The 19647-nt window shown below is 31.3% G+C and carries 15 protein-coding genes and 2 rRNA genes; 8 read left to right on the forward strand and 9 right to left on the reverse strand.

Features of this window, described 5'->3' with window-relative positions; genetic code table 11:
* Nucleotides 1-87: 87 nt before the first annotated feature.
* Together ACH5BK_RS12015 and recJ are read left to right on the forward strand one after the other, a co-directional pair.
* Nucleotides 88-1704: a CTP synthase gene (locus ACH5BK_RS12015; protein WP_404307728.1), complete on the forward strand. Its 1617-nt coding sequence runs from the start codon at nucleotides 88-90 to the stop codon at nucleotides 1702-1704.
* The gene (recJ, locus tag ACH5BK_RS12020; protein ID WP_404307730.1) at nucleotides 1704-3269 is read left to right on the forward strand and encodes a single-stranded-DNA-specific exonuclease RecJ; all 1566 of its coding nucleotides are present in this window, start codon (nucleotides 1704-1706) and stop codon (nucleotides 3267-3269) included. The genes ACH5BK_RS12015 and recJ overlap by 1 nt, the downstream gene beginning before the upstream one ends.
* Here recJ and ACH5BK_RS12025 read toward each other — a convergent pair.
* Together ACH5BK_RS12025 and ACH5BK_RS12030 are read right to left on the reverse strand one after the other, a co-directional pair.
* Nucleotides 3264-3851 carry a FlgO family outer membrane protein gene (locus tag ACH5BK_RS12025; RefSeq protein ID WP_404307732.1) on the reverse strand — a complete coding sequence of 196 codons (588 nt, stop codon included), beginning with the start codon at nucleotides 3849-3851 and terminating at the stop codon, nucleotides 3264-3266. The two genes, recJ and ACH5BK_RS12025, sit on opposite strands and share 6 nt — an antisense overlap.
* A gap of 5 nt (nucleotides 3852-3856) precedes the next feature.
* Nucleotides 3857-4573 carry a FlgO family outer membrane protein gene (locus tag ACH5BK_RS12030; protein WP_404307734.1) on the reverse strand — a complete coding sequence of 239 codons (717 nt, stop codon included), beginning with the start codon at nucleotides 4571-4573 and terminating at the stop codon, nucleotides 3857-3859.
* 125 nt (nucleotides 4574-4698) lie between these two features.
* On the opposite strand from ACH5BK_RS12030, the gene ACH5BK_RS12035 reads away from it, so the two are divergent.
* The 5 genes from ACH5BK_RS12035 to ACH5BK_RS12055 are packed head-to-tail and all read left to right on the forward strand — an operon-like array spanning nucleotide 4699 to nucleotide 10864.
* The gene (locus ACH5BK_RS12035; protein WP_404307736.1) at nucleotides 4699-5445 is read left to right on the forward strand and encodes a UDP-2,3-diacylglucosamine diphosphatase; all 747 of its coding nucleotides are present in this window, start codon (nucleotides 4699-4701) and stop codon (nucleotides 5443-5445) included.
* On the forward strand, nucleotides 5435-6193 hold the full coding sequence (locus ACH5BK_RS12040) for a patatin-like phospholipase family protein (RefSeq protein ID WP_404307738.1): 759 nt from the start codon (nucleotides 5435-5437) through the stop codon (nucleotides 6191-6193). The genes ACH5BK_RS12035 and ACH5BK_RS12040 overlap by 11 nt, the downstream gene beginning before the upstream one ends.
* A gap of 39 nt (nucleotides 6194-6232) precedes the next feature.
* Nucleotides 6233-9799 carry a DNA polymerase III subunit alpha gene (dnaE, locus tag ACH5BK_RS12045; protein ID WP_404307740.1) on the forward strand — a complete coding sequence of 1189 codons (3567 nt, stop codon included), beginning with the start codon at nucleotides 6233-6235 and terminating at the stop codon, nucleotides 9797-9799.
* On the forward strand, nucleotides 9796-10587 hold the full coding sequence (gene surE / locus ACH5BK_RS12050; RefSeq protein ID WP_404307742.1) for a 5'/3'-nucleotidase SurE: 792 nt from the start codon (nucleotides 9796-9798) through the stop codon (nucleotides 10585-10587). The genes dnaE and surE overlap by 4 nt, the downstream gene beginning before the upstream one ends.
* Before the next feature lie 13 nt (nucleotides 10588-10600).
* Nucleotides 10601-10864: a hypothetical protein gene (locus tag ACH5BK_RS12055; protein WP_404307743.1), complete on the forward strand. Its 264-nt coding sequence runs from the start codon at nucleotides 10601-10603 to the stop codon at nucleotides 10862-10864.
* Between the two features lie 18 nt (nucleotides 10865-10882).
* Here ACH5BK_RS12055 and ACH5BK_RS12060 read toward each other — a convergent pair whose 3' ends face one another.
* The 4 genes from ACH5BK_RS12060 to moaC are packed head-to-tail and all read right to left on the reverse strand — an operon-like array spanning nucleotide 10883 to nucleotide 13697.
* The gene (locus ACH5BK_RS12060) at nucleotides 10883-12199 is read right to left on the reverse strand and encodes a M99 family carboxypeptidase catalytic domain-containing protein (RefSeq protein ID WP_404307745.1); all 1317 of its coding nucleotides are present in this window, start codon (nucleotides 12197-12199) and stop codon (nucleotides 10883-10885) included.
* Nucleotides 12171-12941: a M15 family metallopeptidase gene (locus ACH5BK_RS12065; RefSeq protein ID WP_404307747.1), complete on the reverse strand. Its 771-nt coding sequence runs from the start codon at nucleotides 12939-12941 to the stop codon at nucleotides 12171-12173. The genes ACH5BK_RS12060 and ACH5BK_RS12065 overlap by 29 nt, the downstream gene beginning before the upstream one ends.
* A gap of 3 nt (nucleotides 12942-12944) precedes the next feature.
* Complete coding sequence (locus ACH5BK_RS12070) at nucleotides 12945-13208, reverse strand: YbeD family protein (RefSeq protein WP_404307749.1); 264 nt, start codon at nucleotides 13206-13208, stop codon at nucleotides 12945-12947.
* 15 nt (nucleotides 13209-13223) lie between these two features.
* Nucleotides 13224-13697, reverse strand: coding sequence for a cyclic pyranopterin monophosphate synthase MoaC (moaC, locus tag ACH5BK_RS12075; protein ID WP_404307751.1), 474 nt, complete (start codon nucleotides 13695-13697; stop codon nucleotides 13224-13226).
* Nucleotides 13698-13812: 115 nt separating this feature from the next.
* Here moaC and rpsU point away from each other — a divergent pair, with 115 nt between their 5' ends.
* Nucleotides 13813-14025 (forward strand): 30S ribosomal protein S21, encoded by a 213-nt coding sequence (gene rpsU, locus ACH5BK_RS12080; RefSeq protein WP_254576631.1) that lies wholly within the window; start codon nucleotides 13813-13815, stop codon nucleotides 14023-14025.
* A gap of 34 nt (nucleotides 14026-14059) precedes the next feature.
* Here the strand turns inward: rpsU and ACH5BK_RS12085 are convergent, their stop codons facing one another.
* The 3 genes from ACH5BK_RS12085 to ACH5BK_RS12095 form a co-directional block, all read right to left on the reverse strand.
* Nucleotides 14060-15970: a cache domain-containing protein gene (locus ACH5BK_RS12085; RefSeq protein ID WP_404307753.1), complete on the reverse strand. Its 1911-nt coding sequence runs from the start codon at nucleotides 15968-15970 to the stop codon at nucleotides 14060-14062.
* Nucleotides 15971-16216: 246 nt separating this feature from the next.
* Nucleotides 16217-16332: ribosomal RNA gene (rrf, locus tag ACH5BK_RS12090) — 5S ribosomal RNA — on the reverse strand.
* 185 nt (nucleotides 16333-16517) lie between these two features.
* Nucleotides 16518-19430, reverse strand: a 23S ribosomal RNA gene (locus ACH5BK_RS12095).
* Nucleotides 19431-19647: the final 217 nt, after the last annotated feature.

Here is a 19647-nt window from a genome sequence, read left to right on the forward strand (position 1 = left end):
AAACATAACTTAACTTGTCTATCAACAAACTTTAGCTAAAATCGCGAAATATATTTATGACTATTTAATTTAATTGGAGTATTTTTAATGACTAAATTCATTTTTGTAACGGGTGGAGTACTAAGTTCGCTTGGTAAAGGTATCACTTCTGCTTCTATTGCAACAATTTTAAAACAATCTGGATTCAAAGTAAGTATGCTTAAAATCGACCCTTACTTAAATGTAGACCCAGGAACAATGAGTCCACTAGAGCACGGAGAAGTTTTCGTAACTGCTGATGGTGCTGAAACTGACCTTGACTTAGGTAACTACGAAAGATTTATTGACACAACTTTAACTGCTAAAAACTCTTTTACGACAGGACAAGTTTATCAAAGTGTAATTAAAAGAGAAAGAGAAGGTGGATACTTAGGTAAAACTATTCAAGTTATTCCTCATGTTGTTGATGAAATTAAAGATAGAATTTATGCAGCAGCAGATGAAAAAGATTTTTTAATAATTGAACTTGGTGGAACAGTTGGTGATATTGAAGGTTTACCATTTATGGAAGCAATTAGAGCTATTAGACATGAAAAACCAAAAGATAAAACTATGAATATTCATGTAAGTTTAGTTCCATATATCAAAGCAGCAGGTGAACTTAAAACAAAACCTACTCAACACTCTGTTCAAGAGTTAAGAAGAATTGGTATTACTCCTCACATGTTAGTATGTAGAACAGAAAAAGAGCTACCAAAAAACTTAAAAGACAAATTAGCTTTATCATGTGATATTGATAGAAACGCAGTAATTGAAGCAGGTGATGCACAATCTATTTATCAAGTGCCACTACACTTTATAAAAGAAGGAATTTTAACTCCTTTATCAGAACACTTCAATATTAAATTTAAGCCAAATATGGAAAGATGGGATACATTAGTTAAAAATATCTTAGTTCCAAAAGATGAAGTAACAATTGCTTTTGTTGGTAAATATTTAGATTTAAAAGAGTCTTACAAATCATTAATCGAAGCATTAATTCATGCAGGTGCTCACTTAAATACAAAAGTAAATATTCACTGGTGTGACTCTGAAAAAATTGAAGATACTGGTGCTTATGAAATTATTGGAAATTCTGATGCAATTTTAGTTGCAGGTGGATTTGGTCATAGAGGAGTTGAAGGTAAACTTGAAGCTATAAAATATGCAAGAGAAAATAAAATTCCATACCTTGGTATTTGTTTAGGAATGCAGCTTTCAGTAATCGAATATGCAAGAAATGTATTAGGTTTAGAAAATGCAAACTCTGTAGAATTCGATGAGAATACACAAGAACCATTAATCTATTTAATTGATGAATTTATGGATCAAAGTGGAAATAAACAATTAAGAACTCATAAATCACCAATGGGTGGAACTATGAGACTTGGGGAATATCCATTTGAACCTTTAAAAGGAACAAATCTTCAAAAAGCTTATGGAAATGAAGAAATCTACTATGAAAGACATAGACATAGATATGAAGCAAACCCAGCTTATAAAGAAAGATTAGAAGAAGCAGGAATGCTTATTTCAGGTCAATCAAATGGTTTAATTGAAGCCGTTGAAATTAAAGACCATCCATGGTTTGTAGGTGTTCAATTCCACCCAGAATTTACTTCTCACTTAGAGACTCCAAACCCAATTATTTTAGAGTTTGTAAAACAAGCAAATAAAAAAGACTAATGTCTAAAATTACAAAAAATAGACTTTTTGAAATTTTATCTGCAAGACACGTGAATAATCCTTATTCACGCCTTGCAAATATCCCTACTCCTGATAACTTCAAAGATATCAAAAAAGCAACCTCAAGAATCAAAACTGCCATTTTAAATAATGAAACTATAACAATTGTAGGGGATTATGATGTAGATGGTGTTGTCTCTACTACTATTATGTTAGATTTTTTTAATAAAATTGGATATAAAGTAAAACACATAATTCCAAATCGATTTGAACATGGTTATGGCTTATCTCCTAAAATAGTTGATATGATAGATAAAGGCTTAGTTATTACTGTTGACAATGGTATTTCAGCAGTTGAAGCCGCTAAGAAACTTGAAAAAAAAGATATTGATTTAATAATTACAGATCATCATACAGTAGGAGATGAATTACCTCCTGCAATTGCTATTATAAATCCAAAACAAGAAGATTGTAACTTTGAATTTAAAGATATTTGTGGAGCACAAGTTGCTTGGTATTTATGTGCAGCAATAAAAAAAGAGTTAAATCTAAATGTAAATATGTCAGATTTCTTAGATCTTTTAGCATTAGCTATTGTTGCTGATATTATGCCTATGACTGCACTTAATTACACTATGGTAAAGCAAGGTCTTAAGAAAATCAAAAACTCACAAAGAGAAGCCTTTAAAAAACTAAATGAAGTTATGGGTAAAGCAGCTTTAGTTTCAGATGATATTGGCTTTTTTATAGCTCCTAAAATCAATAGTGCAGGAAGAATGGACGATGCTTCTGTAGCCTTATCTTTTTTACTCTCAAATAACTCCTTTAGTGCAAATGAATCTTTACAATTATTAGAAGAATTAAATAATTATAGAAAAACTCTACAAGAAGAGATTTCTCAAAAAGCTCTAAGTGCGTCTAGTTACGATGATAATGCTGTTATTGTTTGGGGAGAAGATTGGCATGAAGGAGTGATAGGTATTGTAGCTTCAAAAATGTCTCATCACTTTAAAAGACCTGCATTTATTTTTTCAATCAATAATGGTATTGCCAAAGGAAGTGCAAGAGCAAATGCTGATATAAATCTTTATGATTTAATCACTAAAGCAAATCATTTATTGTTAGGTTATGGTGGTCACAAAAATGCTGCTGGTTTAGCGATGAAAGAAGAAAATTTAGAAGAGTTTAAAGCTATAGTAAACCAAGAATTAGAAGATAAGAAAGACAAACTTCATATTGAACCTAAAACTTTAGGGGAACTTGATGTATCTTCTGTTGATTTAGAGTTTCTATCTATAATTGAGCAGTTCGAACCTTATGGCCTACAAAACCATAAACCTATTTTTAAAATTTCAAATGTAAACCTAGTAAAATATGATTTAATAGGAAAAGATAAAAATCATTTAAAGCTTACACTTAATAGTGAGGGGATAATCTTTGAGGCTTTAAAATTTAATGATAGCAATACAAATCTACCTAATAAACTTGATATGATAGTTTCTGTAAATAAAAATGAGTTTAGAGGAGAGCTTAGCACTCAGTTCTTAATCCAAGATATTTTATAAAACAACTCTTGGTTTAAGAACAATTTTTCTTTCTTCTTCACCTTCAAGATCAATAATTTCTTGATCGATAGAAGTTCTTTCATGGGAAGAAGCTAAAATATTTCCAGTTTGAATATCTATAAGTTTAATAAAAATATTTAGACTTCTAGTAGAGATAGAATAAGTTCCAACTACAGCATATCTAGCTTTTGTAACCTCATCAGAAATAATCTTTCTTTTATCTCTAATAAGCATATTAAAACCTTTTTGACCTAGCTGAAACTCTTTCCCAAAAGTAACCTCTCTTACTACTATATCTAAAGATACTAATTTATCTTTTAGTATATTTGATAATAGAAAACCAAGTTGTGATTTGTTTTCTAAATCTTGAATATTTACAAAATCAGAAACTAAGACAACTTCTTCATAAGCTACATTCTTTTTTATTTTTACTGCTGATTCATCAACTAATTTAGAAACTAATGAATGAAAATCATTTGCTCCATCAATAGGAATTTTATAGTATGAACATGAAGTTAAAAAAAGAGTTAAAAAACCTAGAAGTAAAATACTTCTTAAGTTTTTAGAAAAAGAGGATTTCATTTATATTAGTGTTCTTTTACGATTTGAACAGTTCTTGCTGGTTTACAATCACTAAACATCATACAATCATTTGCTCTTCCATGATGATAAGTTGATCTTGCACTTGTAATAATTCTACCAGTAATATTATCAATAACTCTAGCATTTAAAATCACTTTTTTATATTGTCTTGAATAAGTTCCAACTACTACATAAGTGTTTGGTGTTTTACCTTTCATTTGTCTAACTTTTCTTGTAATAAAGTATTCACCTTTATCATCTACAGATACAGCTAGCTGACCTCTAAATTCAATGATATTAAAACCTTTATTTGAAAGTTCATTGATTAAGCTTTCACTTACAATTCTTCCAAATTCAGTAGTCTTTTTGAACTGGTCTAATCTAACAAAAGAAGTAATAATTACAGGTTTATTTGTAGCAAGTTTTTGATTTCTCATCATTTGTGTTGCTAAAGAGTTTATTGTTCCTTCTAACGTATATTGTTTTGTTACAAACTTTTCTTGATCATTTGCAATTTTTAAATACTCTTTTGTAACTTGAACTTCATTATTTGTTTGTTGAAGATGGTTAGTGCTTAGATTTGCACTTGAAGTATTATTTGTTTGCTGACCTTTTACAGTTGGTAGTTGCTCTTTTTGTACAATCGTTTGATGTATCTGACATCCCGAAAATATCATAGTAGCAGTAGCTACTAAACAAGTCTTTGCAAAAGTTTTCAACATAAAATTCCCCTTAGTATAATTGTTTAAATTTTATTTAAAACTAGCTTATAAAATCTTGAAGAAACCCATAAATACTATTTTTCTTTTGTTATTCAATTGTAATCAAAGTACTCTAAAATTCAAAGATGAAATACAAAAGCATATTTATATCAGATGTTCATTTGGGCACAAGGTTTTCAAAGGCTAAAAAATTATTAAATTTTTTAAAACATAATGAGTGTGAAAATCTAATTTTAGTGGGAGATATTATAGATGGATGGGCTATAAAACGAAAGTTTATTTGGCCTCAAACTCACTCAGATGTTATTCAAAAAATTCTAAAAAAAGCCAGAAAAGGAACAAATGTTCACTTTATAACAGGTAACCACGATGAGTTCATAAGACCTTTTGTACCGCTTGTCTTAGGTGATTCTTTAAATATTTCCAATGAACTTGATTATCAAGGAATTAATGGAAAAAAATATTATATAACTCATGGGGATTTTTTTGACTCAATTACTATGACAAAAAAGTGGCTAGCAATTCTTGGCGATTATGGTTATGACTTACTTTTACATTTAAATACTGTCTTAAACTTTATCAGACAAAAACTTGGAATAAAAAAATATTGGTCTTTATCAAAATATGTAAAAGACTCTGTAAAATCATCAGTTTCATTTATAAATGATTTTGAAAGTGTTCTTTCAACTCATGCAAAAAATAAAGGATATGATGGTATTATATGTGGACATATTCATAAGGCAGAGATAAAAGATATAAATGGTATAGAGTACCTTAATTGTGGGGACTGGGTGGAAAACTGTACAGCCATTATTGAAACCTTTGATGGAGAATTTAAAATAATAGATTGGTTAGATAAAAATGATAAATAATTTAGGCCTTGCACTTGGTGGAGGTGCTGCAAGAGGTGCTTTTCACTTAGGAGTTTTACACTTTTGTGAAGAAAATAATATAGATATTAAAGCCTATAGTGGTTCTTCAATCGGAAGTATAATAAGTGCTTCTCATGCAAGTGGTATTTCTGCAAAAGAACAACTAAAAATCTTTGGAAGTAAAGATGTTAGACAAGCTCTAAAATTCAACTACTTTAGAAATGGTTTACTTAAAATAGACTCTGCAAATAAAATAATAAAAGAACTACTTCCTATTGAAAGACTAGAAGATATTCCAAAACCTGTTTATGTAAATGCCTATGATACTAAAGAGAAAAAACTTCATTATTTTAACAGTGGAGATACGGTGACTTTATGCATGGCTTCATCTGCATTGATTCCTCTTTTTAAACCTGTAAAATATAAAGGAATGTATTTAATAGATGGAGGATTATTTGATAATGTTCCAATAAAACCTTTATTAGAAAAAAATTATCATATTTTTAGTGTTGATTTATTCCCAAAAGAAAACAAAAAAAATATCAAAAAAATTAATCCTATTAAAACAATTCATAAAAAAATTTTTAAACAATTACATGAAAATCATGCCCACTCAATTGCTCACACACACGAATATTTAGGAAGTCCTCATATCAGAGGATTTTCTTTGTTCACTTTTAAAGAATTAGAAGAGTGTTTTAATCTTGGTTTTAAAGAGGCTCAAAATCATTTTTTAGATATAATATAAACTATTAACAAACAAAAATTATTTTAAAAAGATTATATTATGTCTGATACACCACAATTTACACATTTACATTTACATACAGAATATTCACTACTTGATGGTGCAAACAAAATTAAACCCTTAGCTAAAAAAGTAAAAGAGCTTGGAATGTCCTCTGTTGCCATGACAGATCATGGTAACATGTTTGGAGCTATTGACTTTTATAATGCCATGAGAAAAGAAGGTATCAAACCTATTATTGGTATGGAAGCGTATATCCATAATTCAGAAGAATTAGGAGATAAAACAAATAGACAAAGATATCACTTATGTTTATATGCAAAAAATGATACTGGTTATAAAAACCTAATGTATTTAAGTTCACAAGCTTATATGCATGGTTTTTACTACTATCCAAGAATCAATAAAAAGCTTTTAAGAGAAAATAGTGAAGGTTTAGTTTGTTCTGCTGCTTGTCTACAAGGTGAAATAAACTGGCACCTAAATTTACAAAATGAAAGAAACGTAAGAAATGGTGCAAAAGGTTATGAAAGAGCAAAAGAGATTGCCTTAGAATATAGAGATATTTTTGGAGATGATTTCTACCTTGAGATCATGAGACATGGAATTGGTGACCAACACTTTGTTGATGACCAAATTCTAAGAATCGCCCATGAAACGGGAATAAAAGTAGTAGCTACAAATGATACACACTACTTAAACCCAAAAGATGCCGATGCACATGAAGCCTTTATGTGTATCGCCATGAATAAACTTTATGATGATCCAAATAGATTAAGACACTCTGTTCATGAATTTTATTTAAAATCCCCAGAGCAAATAGCAAAACTTTATGCTGATATCCCAGAGGCTATTGAAGCAACTCAAGAAATTGCTGATAAATGTAATTTAGAGATAAAACTAGGAAACCCTACACCTCCAAACTTTAAATTTACAAGAGATAAACTTAAAGAGCAAAATGTTGAAATACCTTTTCCAGATGAAGAGTATTCACTTGAAAATGATAAAGCTTTATTTATTCATGAGTGTTGGAAAGGTTTAGAAAAAAGACTTGAAATAGTTCCAGAAGAAAAACATGAAGAGTATAGACAGAGACTTCAAGTAGAAATTGATATTATCAACAACATGAAATTCCCTGGATATATGCTTATTGTATGGGACTTCGTAATTGTTGCCAAACAAATGGGTATTCCAGTTGGGCCTGGTAGGGGTTCTGCTGCTGGTTCACTTGTTGCTTATTGTTTATTTATTACTGATATTGACCCTATGCCTTATGGTTTACTTTTTGAGAGATTTCTTAATCCAGAAAGGGTATCAATGCCCGATATTGATATGGACTTCTGTCAAAGTAGAAGGGGTGAAATTATTGACTATGTTGTACAACAATATGGTCGTGCCAATGTTGCTCAAATTATTACCTTTGGTAAGCTTCTTGCAAAAGGGGTTATTAGAGATGTTGCTAGGGTTCTTGATATGCCTTATGCAAAAGCTGATGCAATGGCAAAACTTATTCCAGATGAACTTGGTATTAACCTTACTGACTCTTATGAAAAAGAGCCTAAAATTAAAGAGCTTTGTGATTCAGACCCACTATCAAAAAGAGTTTGGGAATTTGCCCTAGCTTTAGAAGGACTAAATAGAAATGCAGGTACTCACGCAGCAGGTGTTGTTATTTCAAATGAACCTTTATGGAAGAAAACACCTTTATTTAAACCCTCAGGATTAGATACTCTTGCCACTCAATACAATGGTAAATATGTAGAAGATGTTGACTTAATTAAATTTGACTTCTTAGGTCTTAAAACCCTAACAGTTATTGAAGAAGCAAATAAATTAATTGAGAAAAGACATGGAAAAAGAGTTGATTTCTTAACAACAGATGTTAATGATAAAGGCGTTTATGAACTAATCCAAACAGGTAATACAATTGGATTATTCCAGATAGAATCAGATGGTATGCAAGACTTATGTAAAAGACTAGCACCTTCAAACTTCGAGGATATTATCGCCGTTCTTGCATTATATAGACCAGGGCCAATGGAGTCAGGAATGCTTGATGACTTTATTGATAGAAAACATGGTCGAGCAAAGATTGACTACTTTTATGATGAACTTGAGCCAGCACTTAAACCTATACTTGAAACTACTTATGGAGTTATTGTATATCAAGAGCAAGTTATGCAGATTGTGCAAAGTATTGGTGGCTTCTCACTTGGTGGTGCGGACTTAGTTAGAAGGGCTATGGGTAAAAAGATTAAAGAAGAGATGGACAAACTTAAAACTGAGTTTGCCGATGGAGCCCAAGAAAAAGGTTACACAAGAGCCTATACAGAAGAGTTATTCGATCTTATTGTAAAGTTTGCGGGATACGGATTTAATAAATCTCACTCAGCAGCCTATGCACTTGTAACATTCTATACTTCATATCTTAAGTGTTACTACCCATCTGAATTTATGGCAGCCCTACTTACTCTTGAAAAAGATAATACTGATAAAGTTGTTAAGTATGTGGATGAAGTAAAAAGATTAGGACTTGATTTATTCCCACCTGATATAAATAAATCAGATCTTGTATTCTCTGCTAAAAAAATTGATGGAGAAGAAGTTGTTATGTTTGGTATGGGTGCTATTAAAGGTGCTGGAGATATTGCCATAAACTCAATTTTAAGAGTTAGAAAAGAAGGTGGAGAGTTTAAGAGTTTATCAGATTTTATTTCAAGAATTGATGGAAGTAAAGTAAATAAAAGAGTAATTGAATCACTAATCAAAGCAGGTGCTTTAGATGGTTTTCACTATACAAGAAGAGCAATGCTTGAACAAATTGAGCAAATAGGTGAAGCTGTTGGAAATGTGGCAAAAGCTAAAAAAATGGCTGTTGGTTCATTGTTTGGAGATAGTGAAGAATTAACTTCTATTGAAATAGAATTAGAAGAATTACCTGAATTTGATAACAAAGAACTACTTGAACTTGAAAAAGCTTCTTTAGGATTCTATGTATCTGGTCACCCACTTGATGATTATAGAGAACAATTAGATCAAATAAAATATACCTTATCATCAGAAATTGATGAAATTGCAGATGGTTCTCAAGCTTTATTTGTAGGGAAAATAGAGAGCATTACTGAAAAAATATCTAAGAAAGGTAATAAATTCGGTATTGCTTCAATCATGGACTTACATGGAAATATTGAGCTTATGATGTTTGAAAATAGATTAAAAGAACTTGAAGATGATTTTGGAATTGACCTTAAAAATCCAAGTGATTCAGAACCTATTGCTTTTAAAGTAAGAATCACAAAAGATGAAAACTTTACAAGAATGAATATCTTAAAAATAGAAAGTCTACAAGATGCAAAAAAAGAAAAAGTAAAAACAAAACAAGTTGAAAAAATTGAGCCTCCTTTGACTGTTGCCATTCCTTTTGATGATAAAGATGAAGTTATGTATAAACTTTTTGATATTATTGCCAACAATCAAGGAAGAAGAGAATTTAAACTTTTAGTTAAATCAAAACTTGCAGATATTGAGCTTGAAACAGGATTTAAAGTTACTTCAAATGTAGAAAATTTAATTAAACAAATAGAAGGAGCTTATGTAGTAGCATGATAAAAAAGCATATTTTACTTACAAATGATGATGGCTTTGATGCTATTGGATTAAAAGCTTTAATTGAAGCCTTAAGCCCTATAGCAAAGCTTACAGTAGTGGCTCCTGCTAAAAATAAATCAGCGTGTGGTCACTCCTTAACTTTAGATAGACCACTTAAACTTGATAAGGTTGATGATGATTACTATAGAGTTGATGATGGGACACCAACTGATTGTGTTTTCATATCATTAAACAATCTTTTTGATGAAGAATTTAAACCTGATTTAGTAATAAGTGGAATAAATATTGGTGCTAATATGGGAGAAGATATTACTTATAGTGGAACAGCAGCAGGAGCTATGGAAGCTGTTCTTCAAGGTGTACCTGCAATTGCTATTTCCCAAGTATGTAAAAATAAATGTCTGGATATAAAAAATGGTTGGGACTTTGCTTTAGCAAAACAAACAATTGTTAAGTTAGCTTCTAAAATACTTGAAAATGAGTTCCCATTAGATGAAAGAAAGCTATTAAATGTTAATATCCCACCTATAAAAGCCAATGAGTGCAAAGGTATCAAAATAACAAAAGCTGGATATAGAGAGTATGGAAATGATACCCATAGACATCTAAATCCAAGAGGTGAAGAGTATTACTGGATTGGACTACATCCATTAATCTGGAAAGAAAGCTTGGATAAATCTTGTGATTTTGAAGCAATCAAAGCAAATTATATATCAGTAACTCCAATTATGCTAGATATGACATCTTATAAAGATTTAAATAAACTAGAAACTTGGATAAATTAGTAAAAGGAAAAAAATGAATTATACAGAAGCTGTATTAAAACATATTGATAAATTAGTAGGGGTACTAAGACCTGAAGATGAAATCAAAGATGTATTAAAAAGAAAATTCACTAAAAAAGAGTTTAAAACTTTTGTAGCTTTTGAAGAAGGTAAATCTTTAGAAGAAATACAAGAAATTGTAAAAGATGATGAAGAAAGAATCCAAAAACTTTATAAATCAGCTTGTAAAAAAATCAATCAAGAACTTTTCAAACAAGAACTAGTTTCATTTGATTAAAAAATAGAGTTTTATACTCTATTTTTCAAAACCCAAAAGTACCATTCCTATAAACTTATCTTTTTTATAAAACTCAATTCTAAATAAATCTCCATTTCTATCAATAGAAAATCTTTTTTGAACCTCTTTTTTGTTTACAGTAACACCAACTTCACTTTTTATATTTTTATTCACATATCCAATTATATTAACTCTTAAATCATCAATTGGTTGTATCATAAAATTATCTTTTGCATAGATGATATCACCTAGTTTTACACTTCTTTTTTCACCATCAATTAAAAAATTAATATTTCTTTCATCTTTTATAACCTTTATATAATCAGGGTGAAGCTTAGCTAATCTTCTATTTCCATAGTGAATAACATACTCTTTTCCTTGTTTAATTATTGTCATTAAAGGATTTGAGGGAGTAAACTCAAGAATACCATCTTTACTAATAGGGAAATACTTTAAAATACTTCTTACTTTACTAAGTGGTAATTTTATTTGTTCATCATAAAAAGAGATATAAATATCATGATCTATTACGTTTTTTATACTTGTAGTTGAAACTTCAAACTTTCGCTCATACTCTATTCCCATAATATCCATATAAGCTTCAATAGCTAAAAGATGATAATATACTCTTTCATGTAATGGTAATTCTTTACTAGCTTCATTAGCAAATGCAGCTTTTTTATTATTAATAGCAAAGTAAGTAAGGGTTTTCTCCATTTCCTTATCACCTTGTCTAGTTTTTGTATTCTTTACATTATAAATATCTTTTTTATCTAATAACTTTTGATTAATACTACTAACAACTTTTGTAGAAATTTCTTCAAGGTTACCATACTTAGGAATATCTAAGTTAGATTGATCTATGATAGAACATTGTCCCCATCTTCTTGGAGAATATAAATTATTAATATACTCTTTTCTATAGTAACCACTTCCATCATGTAAATTCAATATTAATTTAACTTCAGGAGCTTTTATATATTTCTTTATACGCTGAATCGTATCAAAATCAGGATCTTTTGGAGAAAGTTCAGCAAATTTTCTATTCATATCGCCATAAGGACCTCTAGATCTTTTAATAATTGAATAAAAATTAAGATTAGGAATAACCCAAACTGAACCTTTTTTAATATTATAGTGAGTAGCAATTAAAGATGCAGCCATAAATGCTCCTGGCTCATCACCTTGAATACCACCTATTAAAAGTAAAGTATTATCGTCTTGTTCACCTTTTTTGATGAAATCAAAATCATAAGTTTGCACCTGTGCATATAAATTTTGTATTAATAAAAATACTATTGATATTCTAAACAGTCGTAATATGCCAAGGCTCATACCTTACTCCATCCTTATTATTAATTGTATATCTTACATCTACATACTTTAAGTTCTTTATTCTTTTAAATTCATCTGTAAGTGCAAATCTTGATGTAAAGTTTGCATGACCAAAGCCTTTTTTACCTACATCAAAATCTCCTATAAAATGATATGTATAAGCTGGAGGAGCTAAAGAAATTGCTGCAACTGTAATATTACCATTAACAGAAGCAATTTTATCAAAGAATAATTTTGTTTGCTTAACAACACTTCTAATTCCTGATGTTAAAGTAAGAGTATTTCCAATATCTTTTACCATTTCATTATAGGTTTCTAAAGGTTTACCTTTAAAAAGATAGTGTCCTGTTTTTGGAACTTTTACTATTTGTTTTGTATCAATACTACTTGTAATGCTTTTAGTGATTCTTTTACCATAAAATCCATGTGACGATGGATTATAATAAAACATAAATTCTAAAAACTCTAATTGTGATTTTGAAAACTCACCTATTGAAGAGACTCGTTTAGCAATTTTTAAAGCTTCATCAAAACCTAAAATATTAAAATTTCCATATCCCACATGTCTTTGAATAAGATTTAGTTTTCTTCTAATTTCTTGAAAGTCATTTTCATATTTTTCTTCTAAATAAAAGTATGGAGTTCTAATTTCAGGAGGTTCTATAGCAAGTAATTCTTTACTAAATAAAGCAGTAGTTATAACTCCTGCTTTTGAGATATTTAAAAAATCTCTCCTATTCATAAATTATAATACCATTTTAATATCATCATGATTTCCAAGATTCTCATATAAACCTTTTCTATCATCATCACTATGAACAAGCAATTCTAAAGTATAACTTTTAAATTTACCTTTTTTACTTACATTAGATTCTTTTACCTTATGTTCTCTTTGTGAAACAACATCAGTAACTACAGTTTTAATATTGATAGTTTCTAAAACTACAATTTTATATTTCCAATTACAAGGGTAGTTTAATTTTAATTTTTCTTTATTTAAATCTATCATCTAATCTCCTTATACTTAATTTCTTGTGAAATCTCCACTTTTTCCACCTGATTTTTCTTCAAGTTGGACATTTGAAATAACCATAGATTTATCAATAGCTTTAACCATATCATATATAGTTAAAAGCCCTAAACTAACACCCGTTAAAGCTTCCATTTCAACACCTGTTTGTCCATTTAATTTTGCAGTTACAATAAGTTTAAATCCAGGTAAAGCAGGTAGTTCTTCTACATCACAATTTATACCACTTAAAAGTAATGGATGACACATAGGAATTAAATCACTAGTTTTTTTAACACCCATGATAGCAGCAATAACAGCAGTCTGAATAACAGGCCCTTTTTTTGTATTATTTTTAATTATTGCATCAAAAGCTTCTTGACTCATTGAAATTTTACCAGAAGCAACAGCAACTCTTGTTGTTTCATCTTTAGCAGAAACATCAACCATTTTTGGTCTATTATTATTATCTAAGTGTGTTAAATCCAAATTAATATCCTCTTTATTAGTATTTTTATTATATTCAAACTTTAGTTAAATTGAAATTAAGTATAATTTAAATATAATGCAAGCCTAAATTAAAAAGAAAGTAGGTGAACTTTACATGCCAGGCATTAAAGTAAAAGAGAGCGAATCTTTTGACGAAGCATACAGAAGGTTTAAGAAACAATGTGATAGAAATCTTATTGTTACTGAAACTAGAGCTAGAAGATTTTTTGAGCCAATGACAGAGATCAGAAAAAAGCAAAAAATCAATGCTAGAAAGAAAATGCTTAAAAGATTATATATGCTTAGAAGATATGAATCTAGGTTATAAGATTTTGTTCTTTCCGATAAAAAAGGTCAGTTGTTTACAACTGGCCTTTTTTTATAGGTAAATTAATTGTAAAACATGCACCCTTATAATTATTAGTTTTATATTCAAAAGTACAATTTTTTACACTAATAATACCCTCAAAATGCTTTGTAATTATTTCTTGACTCATAAATAAACCTATACCTGTTCCTTGTGCCTTATGCTTAGTAGTAAAATAAGGTTCAAAAACTCTATCTATTATGTCATTTGGAATTCCACCTGCACTATCTTTTATACTAATTTTTAAAAAAGATGTATTCTCCTCAATATCAATAAAAATTAATCTATCCTTTTGTTTTTCAAAAGCATCTATTGCATTATTTAGAATATTGATAAGCACCTGAATCAATTCATTTTTAAGTGCTTTATATTCATAATCAATTAAATTACATTCAAGAAGAATATTTTTATTTTTCAATTTTATTGAAATAATATCTATACTGTCAGTAATAGCATTTTTAATATTAAAACATTTTTCTTTTTTTTCATCTTTGTAAAAATTCCTAAAATCATCAATAGTTTTAGATAGATAAGTAGTTGATTTCATTATTACATTAACTGTATCATCAATACTATTATCATCTAAAATATTAAAATCTTTTTTTAATTTTAAACCACTTGCAGCTGTCGATATAACAGAAAGAGGCTGTCTCCACTGGTGAGCAATATTTTGTAACATTTCTCCCAAAGATGCCATTTTAGATTGCTGAAATAAAAGTTTATCTTTTTCATGATTAGATTTAATCTCATTTTCAATTCTTTTATTAATTAAATCAAATTTATTTCTTAAAAATTTAACATTATACAAAATAATAATGATTAAAATTGTAGTAATAAATATACTGATAAGAATTATTTTAGTTACGATTTTTGTATTTTCTTTTTTTAATTCATTTTGATTTAAAGCTATAGTTTCATATAAATCATTTTTATAAAAACCTTTTCCAATAATCCAATTCCATTTATCTAAACCTTTTATATATGATGTTTTATAAATACCATCTTTATATAAACCTAATACATCAGAAGAATAAGTAAGATATCCTTCACCTTTTTTCCCTATTTTTATAATAGATTCTAAATTAGTTTTATCTCTTATGTTTAAAGTGTCTATATATTTATTTCGAAGTTTCTCATTAGGATGTAAAATAATTCTACCTTCACTATCTAAAATAAAAATATAACCCCCCGTTTCATATTTAAAACTTGAAAGAAAAGATATAACTTTCTTTTTTATTACACTTTCAAAATCTTCAATATAATCACCCGTCCCAATATACATATCTAATTTTTTTATATATTTATTGAAAGAAATCTTTTTATATTGTTTTTCTATATCATTTGGTTTATACCACCACCAAGTTATAAATTCTTCCTTATTTTCTTTTAAAGACTTAATTATAGATTTAGTAATAAACTTACCCCTTTTATCTTTTACATCTAAAAAAAATTTACCTTCAAGTTTTTTTTGAATTGGTAATAATATACATTTGCCTTGCATACTATAAATATAATAATAACCCCTACCATCATTAAATCTAATATCATTTAAAGCATCTTTTATAATCTTTATTTGTTCATCTTTATTAAGATTCTGATTGTTTTTAATAATACCTTTAATAATAGAGTAAGCATCATTAACTCTATTTTTTAAATCTTGTTTTAGCTTTTCTTCTGTATCTTCATATTCATACTCTATATATTTAATTGCATTGTTCACATCTTCATAAATCTTCTGTCTACTATCTTTAAGATACTCCTTCTTTAATAAAAATGATTCTTTCTCAAATTTTTTTTGATTTTCATAAACTAAATAACTTGTGATAATAATTGAAAGCAATATTATTAAAAGAGGGGGAAAAATAGTTAATACATTTAAAACTTTATAAATAGATCTTTTTAACAAGTAAGTTCCTAAAAAAGTAGATAAAAGACAATATCTTTTATTTATTATATAAAAATAAAATAAAAAAGAGGCAATAAAACTATAAAAAATAATAAAAAAAGAGAATAATAGGTAAGTGGTAAAAAAAGTGGGCTAAAAAAAAAGCTTCTACCTAAAGGAACTGTAAAGAAGTTCAAATAGATAAAAGCTTTTAGAATAAACTGTGCCTTAAAAAGATGAATATCTTTTTGAGAAACAATACTCAAGAGCTGGCAGCGGCCTACGTTTCCACAAGTGAAACCTGCAGTATTATCAGCGATGAAGTGCTTGACTTCCAGGTTCGGAATGGGGCTGGGTATTTCCACTTCTCTATAACCACCAGCAATATGAGTATAAAAAGTTCAAATAAACTCTTTATACTCACATTAGGGTAATGAGTGTAAAGATAATGTTAAAGTCTTATAGCTTCTTAAAAAGATGTTCATCTTTTCAAGGAAACGCTTTGTGAAACAATTCACACATTTATTAAGTAAATATACTTAATAAGATAGTAAACCAAGAAATTTATTAAAAAAAGCCAAACGATCTATTAGTACTAGTCAGCTAAACGTCTTACAACGCTTACACACCTAGCCTATCAACCAGCTAGTCTTGCTGGGATCTTCAGGGAAAGTTCATCTTGAAGTTGGCTTCGAGCTTAGATGCTTTCAGCTCTTATCACATCCGTACATAGCTACCCAACGATGCCCTTGGCAGAACAATTGGTACACTAGTGGTACGTTCATCCCGGTCCTCTCGTACTAGGGACAAATCTCCTCAACTTTCCTACGCCCACGGAAGATAGGGACCGAACTGTCTCACGACGTTCTGAACCCAGCTCGCGTACCGCTTTAAATGGCGAACAGCCATACCCTTGGGACCTGCTCCAGCCCCAGGATGCGATGAGCCGACATCGAGGTGCCAAACCTCCCCGTCGATGTGAGCTCTTGGGGGAGATCAGCCTGTTATCCCCGGCGTACCTTTTATCCTTTGAGCGATGGCCCTTCCACACAGAACCACCGGATCACTATGACCGACTTTCGTCTCTGTTCGACTTGTATGTCTCACAGTCAAGCTAGTTTATGCCATTATACTCAACTGGCGATTTCCATCCGCCATGAACTAACCTTTGTAAGCCTCCGTTACTTTTTAGGAGGCGACCGCCCCAGTCAAACTACCCACCAGACATTGTCCTGGTATAAGATAATTATACACAGTTAGTAACTCAAATATTCAAGGGTGGTATCTCAAGGATGGCTCATCATATACTGGCGTCTATGAATCAAAGCCTCCCACCTATCCTGCACAAGAATATCCAAGCTACAGTGTCAAGCTGTAGTAAAGGTGCACGGGGTCTTTCCGTCTTTCCGCGGGTAGGAGGAATTTTCACCTCCACTACAATTTCACTGGATCCCTGGTTGAGACAGCTCCCATCTCGTTACGCCATTCATGCAGGTCGGTATTTAACCGACAAGGAATTTCGCTACCTTAGGACCGTTATAGTTACGGCCGCCGTTTACTCGGGCTTCGATCAAATGCTTCGCTAATGCTAACATCATCAATTAACCTTCGAGCACCGGGCAGGCGTCACACCTTATACATCCACTTACGTGTTAGCAAAGTGCTGTGTTTTTGGTAAACAGTCGGGAGGGACTCTTTGTTGCAACCTCTTTAGCTTTTGAGAGTAAATCTCTATACCAAAGTAGGCACACCTTATACCGAAGATACGGTGCTAGTTTGCAGAGTTCCTTAACCAGGGTTCTTCCACGCGCCTTAGAATACTCATCCCACCCACCTGTGTCGGTTTACGGTACGGGCAACAAATAATATACTTAGTGGCTTTTCTTGGCACGACAGTATCATCGATTCTCTATCTCCTCCGAAGAGTGTCAAGAGCCTATAAGATCTCGGCTTCATGTAACCCGGATTTGCCTAAGTTACAGCCTACGTCCTTCGACCCACTATTCCATCAGTGTGCTCGATTAACTCTATGCGTCCCCACATCGCGCTTATTTGTTGGTATTGAAATATTAATCAATTTGCCATCGTCTACCCCTCTCGGACTCGACTTAGGTCCCGACTAACCCTACGATGACGAGCATCGCGTAGGAAACCTTGGGTTTTCGGCGAAGAGGATTCTCACCTCTTTTATCGCTACTCATGCCTGCATGCTCACTTCTATCCGCTCCAGCGCTCCTTGCCGGTACACCTTCAACGCTGAATAGAACGCTCTCCTACCACTCAAGTAAACTTGAGTCTAAAGCTTCGGTGCATATCTTAGCCCCGTTATATTTTCCGCGCAGAATCACTAGACCAGTGAGCTGTTACGCTTTCTTTAAAGGATGGCTGCTTCTAAGCCAACCTCCTGGTTGTCACAGTAACTCCACATCGTTTTCCACTTAGATATGACTTTGGGACCTTAGCTGTTAGTCTGGGTTGTTCCCCTCTCGACATAGGATTTTATCACCCTACGCCTGACTCCTGTGATTACACATATAGTATTCATAGTTTGATAGGGTTTGGTACCGCGGTAAGCAGCCCTAGCCCATTCAGTGCTCTACCCCTATATGCTACTACACAAGGCTATACCTAAATATATTTCGGAGAGAACCAGCTATCACGAAGTTTGATTGGCCTTTCACCCCTATCCACAAGTCATCCGAGGACTTTTCAACGCCCACCGGTTCGGTCCTCCACTGGCTCTTACACCAGCTTCAACCTGCTCATGGATAGATCACTTCGTTTCGGGTCTGCAGCATCTGACTAATTCGCCCTATTAAGACTCGCTTTCGCTACGGCTTCGTACTTGACTTAACCTTGCCAGACACCACAACTCGCAGGCTCATTATGCAAAAGGCAGTCCGTCACCCTGATAAATCATAGGGCTCCGAATGATTGTAAGCTAATGGTTTCAGGTTCTATTTCACTCTCCTCACTGGAGTACTTTTCACCTTTCCCTCACGGTACTTGTTCACTATCGATCTGTAAGTAGTATTTAGGATTAGAGGGTGGTCCCCCTAGATTCAGTCAAAATATCACGTGTTCCGACCTACTCAGGATACCATTAGAGCTATTGAAAATTTCGATTACAGGAGTATCACCTTCTATGCTATAGCTTTCCAACTATTTCTTCTATCTTCTTTAGTCTCATGTTATGGTCCTACAACCCCCAATGCAAGCATTGGGTTTGTCCTAATCCGCGTTCGCTCGCCGCTACTAACGGAATCTCATTTGATTTCTCTTCCTGTGGTTACTGAGATGTTTCACTTCGCCACGTTCGCCCCTCGAAAGGTAACATATATCTCTATATGCTGGGTTGTCCCATTCGGAAATCTACGGATCAAAACTTCTTGACAGTTCCCCGTAGCTTATCGCAGTCTAGTACGTCCTTCTTCGCCTCTTACAGTCTAGGCATCCACCATTAGCCCTTAATAGCTTATTTTTGTTGATAAAGTAATTTACATTACTTCACCGTTTTGAATAATTATTCCTTGGCTACTATCTTATTAAATATATTGCTACATCTAATAAAAAAGTTGTGTTTTTAAAATTGTTTCGTTTTTTAGTTTATATTTAAACTCTCATTTAAATATTCGCTAGAAAAATTTTAAGACTTTAACATTATGTTTTTAAATATCATATCCTTTATTTCTAAAGAA

It is taken from the genome of Arcobacter sp. YIC-80 (assembly GCF_044841725.1).
GTDB lineage: Bacteria > Campylobacterota > Campylobacteria > Campylobacterales > Arcobacteraceae > Arcobacter_B.